This is a genomic window from Burkholderia sp. Ac-20353 (assembly GCF_017104785.1).
Taxonomy (GTDB): domain Bacteria; phylum Pseudomonadota; class Gammaproteobacteria; order Burkholderiales; family Burkholderiaceae; genus Burkholderia.
In genome coordinates this window covers 103,781-110,972 of the sequence record NZ_JAAGPL010000017.1, presented here as the reverse complement: position 1 = coordinate 110,972, position 7,192 = coordinate 103,781, and the positions used below count along the sequence as shown (strand labels likewise).

Below are 7,192 nucleotides of genomic sequence, written 5' to 3'. Positions count from 1 at the left end.
GGCGGCCCGCACGCCGCACGGTCCGGTCAGCACCGCGAGCGGCAGCGGCTCGCCCGCGCGCGGCGCCCAGTCCGGCGCGGCGAGCCACGCGAGCGGTTCGGTGAACAGCAGCGTGCCGTCGTCGCGCGGCGGATCCTCGCCGGGTTCGTGGCGCACGATGACCGCATCGAACCGGCGCTCGTCAAAGCGCGCGAGCAGGTTCGTGGACGTGCCGAGATGCATTTCGAGCGACAGGCCCGGGTCCTGCCGGTGCAGGCTCGTGAGCACCGCCGGCAGGTCGGGCACCGCGACGTGCTCGCTGACGCCGAGCGACAGGCGCCGCGTGCCGGCCGCGATCGCGCCGAGCGCGTGGTCGTGCGCATCGAGCAGCGCGCGGGCGGCGGGCAGGAAGGTTTCGCCGTCGGGCGCGAGTTTCACGACGCGCGGCGTGCGCGTGAGCAGCGGCTTGCCGAGATGGGCTTCGAGCCGCTTCAGCTTCAGGCTGACGGCCGATTGCGTGGTGCCGAGCGCGTCGGCGGCGCGTGTGAAGCTCGCGAGATCGGCAACCAGCACGAACGCGCGCACCGCGTCGAGATCGAGGACTTTCATTTCAGAAGTAAATGAATGAAATATTCATTGATGACTGTTCATTATAGATTCGCGCGCTTAACCTGACCTTGCGTTTCGATCCTTCAACGTCACCGTCAGGAGAACCACCATGCCATTCACCCGTATCGCAGTGCGCGAAGGCAAGCCGGCCGAATACCGCGCGGCGCTCGTCGACGGCGTGCATCGCGCGCTGATGCACACGTTCAACGTGCCCGAGGACGACATCTTCATGGTCGTGACCGAGCACGCGAAAGAGAACTTCGTGTTCGGCCGCCACTATCTCGACATCGAACGCAGCGACGATCTTGTGATGATCCAGATCACCGCGAACAACACGCGCACGCTCGAACAGAAGCAGGCGCTGTACCGGACCATCGTCGACAACCTGGCCGAGCGGCCCGGCGTGCGCCGGCAGGACGTGTTCATCGGCCTCGTCGAGGTGCTGAAGGAGGACTGGTCGTTCGGCAACGGCATCGCGCAGTACGTCGTCTGACCGGCCGCAACGCGGCAACCGCACGCCCGTCGCCAGGAGGCTTTCGTGCCGTGTACTATGGCACTTGTATTACAAGCGATGCCGGCGACGGGGAGACGCCGGCGATTCTTCATACGCAGGAGCCTCCATGTCGCGTGTGCTGGAAATCGTGCTGTGCATGTCGTTGGAAGGTTGGCCGGCCGCGGCGACGGGCCGGGCGCGGGGCGCGCAACGCGACTTCGGCGCCGAACTCGGCCGCGCGTGGCGCATCTGCCCGCAGGTCCGGATGCGTCGCGGCCAGGAGCGCGTGACGATCGAGCCGTGCGAGATCGTCGAAGCCGAGCCGAGTCCCGGCGCGAGCTGGTGGACGTGGGTCGAGTCCACCGCGAACGGGCGGCGCGTCGTCGCGTCGCGCACGCGGGCGTTTGCGCCCGGCGTCACGCTTCGCGAAGTATTCGATGCGGAACATGCGGGCATCGTCGTCGCCGCGCGCGAACCGGAGCCGGCGGTGCGGGCCGATGCGCCGGCGCAAGCGAAGGCATCCGGCGTGTCCGGGGCGGCGGAAGCGTCCGCGGCGTCCGCGGCGTCCGATACATCCGGAGCGTCTGCGGCGCAGGATGCCGCGGTCGTGCTGGAAACTGCCGCCGCAGAGGCGCCTCCACCCCGTGAAGCCGAACCCGCAGCGAAGGCTGGCGCCGCGCATCTGCGGCTCGTCAGCGAGCGGCGGCGCGGGCGCTGGGCCGACGACAGCGGCGTGGTGGTCGAGATGACGCTTGACGACGTGTCGATCCACGACGGCGACGGCCCGCCACGCCGTTACTGCGAACTGCGCCTCGTGGCGCCGGACTGGGAGACGCTCGATGCGCGCACGGCCGCGCTGCACGCGCTGTTCGCCGCCGCGCGCGAACTGAGTGGTGCGTGGCCCGCGTTCGTGCAGCTGACGAGCGTGATCGATCGCGCGTGCGCGGGCGCGCTGGCCGTAGACGCACCGGTGAAGGCGCAGCTCGTCGACCTGAGCGGCATCCGCACGCAGCGCGCGGCGCTGTTCGCGCTGTCCGGCGACATCGCCGCCCAATGGCTCGGCAACGAAGCCGGCGTGCTCGACCACGACGATCCCGAATTCGTCCACCAGATGCGCGTTGCATTGCGCCGCCTGCGCACGCTGATGCGCTTTTTCCCGCGCTACGCGAACGGCGGCTGGAAGGACAATCTGTCGACAGATCTGCGCTGGCTCGGGTCGATGCTCGGCACCGTGCGCGACTGGGACGTGTTTTCGACGGAGAGCCTGCCCGCGCTGATCGCCGCCGACGGCGACAACCCGGAGTGGGCGGGCACGCTCGACGCGTCGCGCGCGCAATGCATGGCGGCGCGCGTCGAGCTGCGGCAGCAGCTGCATTCGGCGCGGTACGCGCGGCTCACGCTAGGCTGGCTCGAATGGCTGAGCGCACTCGCGCTGCCGCCCGTCGGCGACGATGACGCGCCGTCGCTGAAGCGGCACGTCGCGAAGCGCGTGCGCCGCCTGTTCGGTCATCTGTACGGTTCACCGTCGCTCGAATCGCTGGACACGGCCGCGCGCCATCAGGTCCGGATCGACGCGAAGCGGCTGCGCTACGCACTCGAGTTCTTCGCGTCGCTGGCGTCGCGCCGCACGCGCACCGAGACGGTCAAGACGCTGTCGCGCGTGCAGGGCGTGCTCGGCGAAGCGAACGACACGGTGGTCGCGCTGCATCGTCTCGAGCAACTGGCGGCGCCGCCGTACCAGCTCGGCTTCGTGCGTGGCTACGGCGCGGCGCTCGAGCAGCGCGCGGTGCGCGACGCCGAGGCGCTGCTCGCCAGCCTGCGGCCGCCGAAGCTCGCCGGCTGAGCGGTTGAGCTTACGATCATGGCGTTCCACTTTCTGCCTGCCGAACGATGAGTATCGATCCCGATTTGTCCGTCTCAACCGCCTCAACCGTCTCAACCGTCTCGACCGTCTCGACCGACGCGACCGACGCGACCGAATCGACCGAATCGACCGGCCCGTCCGTCTCGTCCATCTCGTCGGTCTCGTCCGAGCCGCTCGAGCTGGGTGGCGAGCTATGGCTGTGCGCGGGTACGCAGACGCTCGGCGGCGCGGCGCGCATCGCGCTGCTGGCGGCGATTGGCGACACCGGCTCGATCACGCGCGCCGCAAAGGCGGTCGGCATCAGCTACAAGGCCGCGTGGGAGGCGATCGACACGATGAACAACCTGGCCGGCGAACCGCTGGTGCTGCGCTCGACCGGCGGCAAGGGCGGCGGCGGCACGGCGCTGACGCCGCGCGCGACGTCGCTGATTGCCGCATTCCGCACGATCGAGCGCGAGCATCGCCGTTTCATCGACGCGGCGAGCGCGGCCGTGGCCGGCTTCGACGTCGACTGGGCGCTGATCGGGAGAATCGGCATGAAAACCAGTGCGCGCAACCAGCTGTTCGGGAAGGTCGCGTCGATCCGGCGCGGCGCGGTCAACGACGAGGTCGTGCTCACGCTGCCGGGCGGCCAGACGATCGTCGCCGTGCTGACGCACGAAAGCGCCGACGCGCTCGGCCTGCAGGTCGACGGCGACGCATGCGCGCTCGTGAAGGCGTCGTGGGTCGTGCTTGCGGTCGACGACGGTGGGCCAGCGCTGAAACTGTCGGCGCGCAACCAGCTGCATGGCACCGTCGAGGCGGTAAAGGGCGGCGCGGTGAACAGCGAAGTGACGCTCGCGCTCGACGGCGGCGGAACGCTGGCCGCGATCGTCACGAACGACAGCGCCGATGCGCTCGGGCTCGCGGCCGGTCAGCGCGCGATCGCGCTGTTCAAGGCGTCGAGCGTGATCCTCGCGGTGACGGGGTAACGGGGTAACGGGGTAACGCGGTGACGCGGTGACGGGGTAACGAGGCAACGAGGTAACGAGGTAACGCCGGCCGCCGCGCGCCATCACGCGATGCGGCTCGGCCACACGGCGTGCGGCGCACCCGGCTGCACGCGACCTTCGCTCACGTGGACGACCTGGTCGCCGAACACGGCGACGTCATCCGGGTCGTGCGTGATCAGCACCATCGGAATATCGAGCCGCGCCTGCAGTTCGGCGAGCTCGTGGCGCATGCGCTGGCGCATCGCGCCGTCGAGCGCAGCGAACGGTTCGTCGAGCAACAGGATGCGCGGCTGCGCAATGAGCGCGCGGGCGAGCGCCACGCGCTGCTTCTGCCCGCCGGACAGCTGCGCCGGATAGTGGCCGGCGAGCGCTTCCAGTTCGAATGCGCGCAGCCAGTACGCGACTTCCGGCGGCAAGGTCTTCGCACGCGGATTGCGCCAGCCGGACGTCAGCCCGAACGCGAGGTTCTGGCGCACGTTCAGGTGCGGGAACAGCGCGTAGTCCTGGAACAGGTACGCGACGCGGCGCTCGCGGGTCGGGACGTCGATGCGGCGCGCTGCGTCGAACAGCGGCTCGCCGTTCAGCGAAATCGTGCCGGCATCGGGCGCGAGCAGCCCCGCGATCGCCTGCAGCGTCAGGCTCTTGCCGGCCCCCGACGGACCGAACAGCACGACGCGCTGCGTCGTCGCGGTGAACGACACGTCGAGCGCGAAACGGCGTTCGGCGGTTGCGTACGTCTTGCGGATGTCGACGGCGAGGCTCATCTCAGCGCGCCCCCGTCAGCCCGCGCGACGGCACGAGGCGCCCGGCCACGAGCAGCACGATCACGCAGGTCACCGACGTCACTAGCACGAGGAAGTTGGCCGTGCCGTCTTCCCCGGCCTGCACGGCCGCGTACACGGCGACCGACAGCGTCTGCGTGCGGCCCGGCAGGTTGCCCGCGATCATCAGCGTCGCGCCGAATTCGCCGAGCGCGCGCGCGAACGCGAGCAGCGCGCCGGCCAGGATGCCGCGTGCGGCGAGCGGCATCGTCACGCGGAAGAACACGGCGGCCTCGCCGAGGCCGAGCGTGCGCGCGGCGCGCTCGAGCTGCGGATCGACGCCTTCGAACGCGGCCCGCGCGGACTTCAGGATCAGCGGGAATGCAACGACCATCGACGCGATCACCGCGCCTTGCCACGTGAACACGAGCTGGATCCCGTACCGGTCGAGCCACTCGCCGACCACGCCGCGCCGCCCGAGCAGCACGAGCAGGTAATAGCCGAGCACGGTTGGCGGCAGCACGAGCGGCAGCGTCAGCAGCGAATCGACCATGTCGCGGGCGGGCGAGCGCCAGCGCGCGAGCGCGAACCCGGCGGCGACGCCGAGCACGATGTCGAGCGCGGTCGCCCAGCCGGCAACCTTCAGCGACAGCAGCAGCGGGATCCAGGCGTCATGCATGTTCGGCGACTCACTTGGCGGCGGCCGGCCTGAAGCCGAACTTCGCGAGCACCGACTGGCCCTGCGGCGACGTGACGAAGTCGACGAACGACTGCGCCTGCGCGGCATGCTGGCTGTCCTTGACCACCGCGATCGGATAGGTGATCGCGGTTTGCGTCGGCACGGTCAGCGCGACTTTCACGCGCCCGGGCATGATGGCCGCATCGGTGCCGAACACGAAGCCGGCGTCGACTTCGCCGCGCGCGACGTAGTCGAGGCTCTGGCGCACGTTGGCCGCCAGCACGCCCTTTGCGCTGACCGCGTCCCAGACGCCCGCCGCCCGCAGCGCGCCTTCGGTGTAGCGGCCGACCGGCACCGAGGCCGGATCGCCGTATGCGATCCGCTTCACGCCCGGCGCGGTCAGGTCGTGCAGCGACGCGGGCGCGGCCGCATGGCTGTCAGCCGGCACGATCAGCACCAGCGAGTTCGCGGCGAAGTCGCGCCGCGTGCCGGGCACGATCACCTTCTCGTCGACCGCGCGGTCCATCGCCTTCTGGTCGGCCGACGCGAACACGTCGGCAGGCGCCCCCTTCGCGATCTGCTGCATCAGCACGTCCGACGCGCCGAAGTTGAACAGCACCTTGGTGCCGGGGTGCTGCTTCTCGTACGCGTTGCCGACGGCCTTGAACGCGTTCGTCAGGCTGGCGGCGGCCGACACGACCAGCTCGTCGGCGGCGCGAGCGGGCGCGGTGAACGCGACACCGGCCGTGAGCGTGACGAGCGGCAGCAGGCGGAGCAGGGTGCGGCGAAGCGGACGGACAGATGAGCGCATGGTGGTTTTCGTTCGAATGAAGGAAACCGTAATCGTAATATAGGGCGGGTTATAACGCTTCGCATATTGCTCATGCGACGGTGGGCATGAGCGGTGGACGGAGCGGGAAAAAGCAGGAGCAAGCAGGCGCCGCCCGCGGTGCGGCGCGGGCGGGCGGTGCTTACGCGTGCAGCAAATGGGCCTGCGCTTCGGTGCGCTGCAGCGGCGACGGCTGCGACGCCGGATGGTAGTTCGGGTTGGCTTTCCAGCGCGCGCGCACGAACGGCCGTTCGTGGCCGGACAATTGCAGCGCGACCTTGGTCACCCAGCGGTGCGACGGCACGGTGATCCCGTGCAGCGCGACGGTGACGAGCGCGAGGCTCACGATGACGGCCGACACCGACCAGCGATGCGGTTCGGCATGCCACGAGCCGTAGATGAACACCAGCGCGGCGAGCGCGCCGACGATGCAGCCGGTGATCGATTCGGATGGCGAATGGGCGGCAAGCGCGACGCGCGACACGCCGACCGCGACGCCCGCCGCGAGCCCGAGCGCGATCCCGAGCAGGCGCACCGGCACGCGCGTGCGGATCAGCATCAGGAACATCGCGACCGGGTAGACCGACGTGGACAGCATCGCGTGGCCGCTGAAGCCGGTGAAATCCCACGCGCGGATGCCGATGCCCCAGCCGAGGAACGCAATCTTCGTGAGCGCGACGACACCGATCGCGGCGGTCAGCACGGCGAGCCACGCTGCGGCGCGTTGCCATGAATAGCCGAGCGCAAGCCAGACGGCGATGGTGACCGCAAGCGGCAGGGTCAGGCCAGCGCCACCGAACGCGGTGATCGAGATCCACAGGTGAGACGGCAGGTCGAACATCTGAAGAGGAAAGCAAGCAGGGGCGGGACGGAATGCTTAATCAACGCACGAGCCGGGAAGAGCGACTACAACGGATACAAGCGGCGAAACACCAGTATAGCCGCGTGCATGCACGCGGCCCGCTTTTTGCACGAGCGGGAACTAT

At 69.7% G+C, this 7,192-nt stretch carries 8 protein-coding genes; 3 read left to right on the top strand and 5 right to left on the bottom strand.

All coding sequences use genetic code 11. The features are described 5' to 3' along the window. The coding region (locus G3N94_RS08955; protein ID WP_205792019.1) for a LysR family transcriptional regulator at positions 1-588 on the bottom strand (588 nt) is incomplete at its 3' end. A gap of 109 nt (positions 589-697) precedes the next feature. Here G3N94_RS08955 and G3N94_RS08950 point away from each other — a divergent pair. The 3 genes from G3N94_RS08950 (at position 698) to G3N94_RS08940 (ending at position 3,916) form a co-directional block, all read left to right on the top strand. Next, positions 698-1,081 (top strand): tautomerase family protein, encoded by a 384-nt coding sequence (locus tag G3N94_RS08950; protein WP_205792018.1) that lies wholly within the window; start codon positions 698-700, stop codon positions 1,079-1,081. Between the two features lie 127 nt (positions 1,082-1,208). Next, on the top strand, positions 1,209-2,924 hold the full coding sequence (locus G3N94_RS08945; RefSeq protein ID WP_205792017.1) for a CHAD domain-containing protein: 1,716 nt from the start codon (positions 1,209-1,211) through the stop codon (positions 2,922-2,924). Positions 2,925-3,094: 170 nt separating this feature from the next. Further along, complete coding sequence (locus G3N94_RS08940) at positions 3,095-3,916, top strand: TOBE domain-containing protein (protein ID WP_346778674.1); 822 nt, start codon at positions 3,095-3,097, stop codon at positions 3,914-3,916. Positions 3,917-3,999: 83 nt separating this feature from the next. Here G3N94_RS08940 and G3N94_RS08935 read toward each other — a convergent pair whose 3' ends face one another. The 4 genes from G3N94_RS08935 to G3N94_RS08920 all read right to left on the bottom strand — a co-directional run bounded on the left by G3N94_RS08935 (position 4,000) and on the right by G3N94_RS08920 (position 7,047). Then, a complete protein-coding gene (locus tag G3N94_RS08935) occupies positions 4,000-4,701 on the bottom strand; it encodes an ATP-binding cassette domain-containing protein (protein ID WP_205792015.1) in 702 nt (233 codons plus the stop codon). 1 nt (position 4,702) lies between these two features. After that, positions 4,703-5,377, bottom strand: a complete 675-nt coding sequence (gene modB, locus G3N94_RS08930) for a molybdate ABC transporter permease subunit (RefSeq protein WP_205792014.1) — start codon at positions 5,375-5,377, stop codon at positions 4,703-4,705. Positions 5,378-5,387: 10 nt separating this feature from the next. Continuing rightward, complete coding sequence (modA, locus tag G3N94_RS08925) at positions 5,388-6,188, bottom strand: molybdate ABC transporter substrate-binding protein (RefSeq protein ID WP_205792013.1); 801 nt, start codon at positions 6,186-6,188, stop codon at positions 5,388-5,390. Between the two features lie 160 nt (positions 6,189-6,348). Then, on the bottom strand, positions 6,349-7,047 hold the full coding sequence (locus G3N94_RS08920; protein WP_205792012.1) for a phosphatase PAP2 family protein: 699 nt from the start codon (positions 7,045-7,047) through the stop codon (positions 6,349-6,351). Positions 7,048-7,192: the final 145 nt, after the last annotated feature.

Coding starts and splice junctions, on each gene's coding strand:
- G3N94_RS08950 (WP_205792018.1), top strand. CDS start 698: ATGCCATTCACCCGTATCGCAGTGCGCGAAGGCAAGCCGGCCGAATAC.
- G3N94_RS08945 (WP_205792017.1), top strand. CDS start 1,209: ATGTCGCGTGTGCTGGAAATCGTGCTGTGCATGTCGTTGGAAGGTTGG.
- G3N94_RS08935 (WP_205792015.1), bottom strand. CDS start 4,701: ATGAGCCTCGCCGTCGACATCCGCAAGACGTACGCAACCGCCGAACGC.
- modB (WP_205792014.1), bottom strand. CDS start 5,377: ATGCATGACGCCTGGATCCCGCTGCTGCTGTCGCTGAAGGTTGCCGGC.
- modA (WP_205792013.1), bottom strand. CDS start 6,188: ATGCGCTCATCTGTCCGTCCGCTTCGCCGCACCCTGCTCCGCCTGCTG.
- G3N94_RS08920 (WP_205792012.1), bottom strand. CDS start 7,047: ATGTTCGACCTGCCGTCTCACCTGTGGATCTCGATCACCGCGTTCGGT.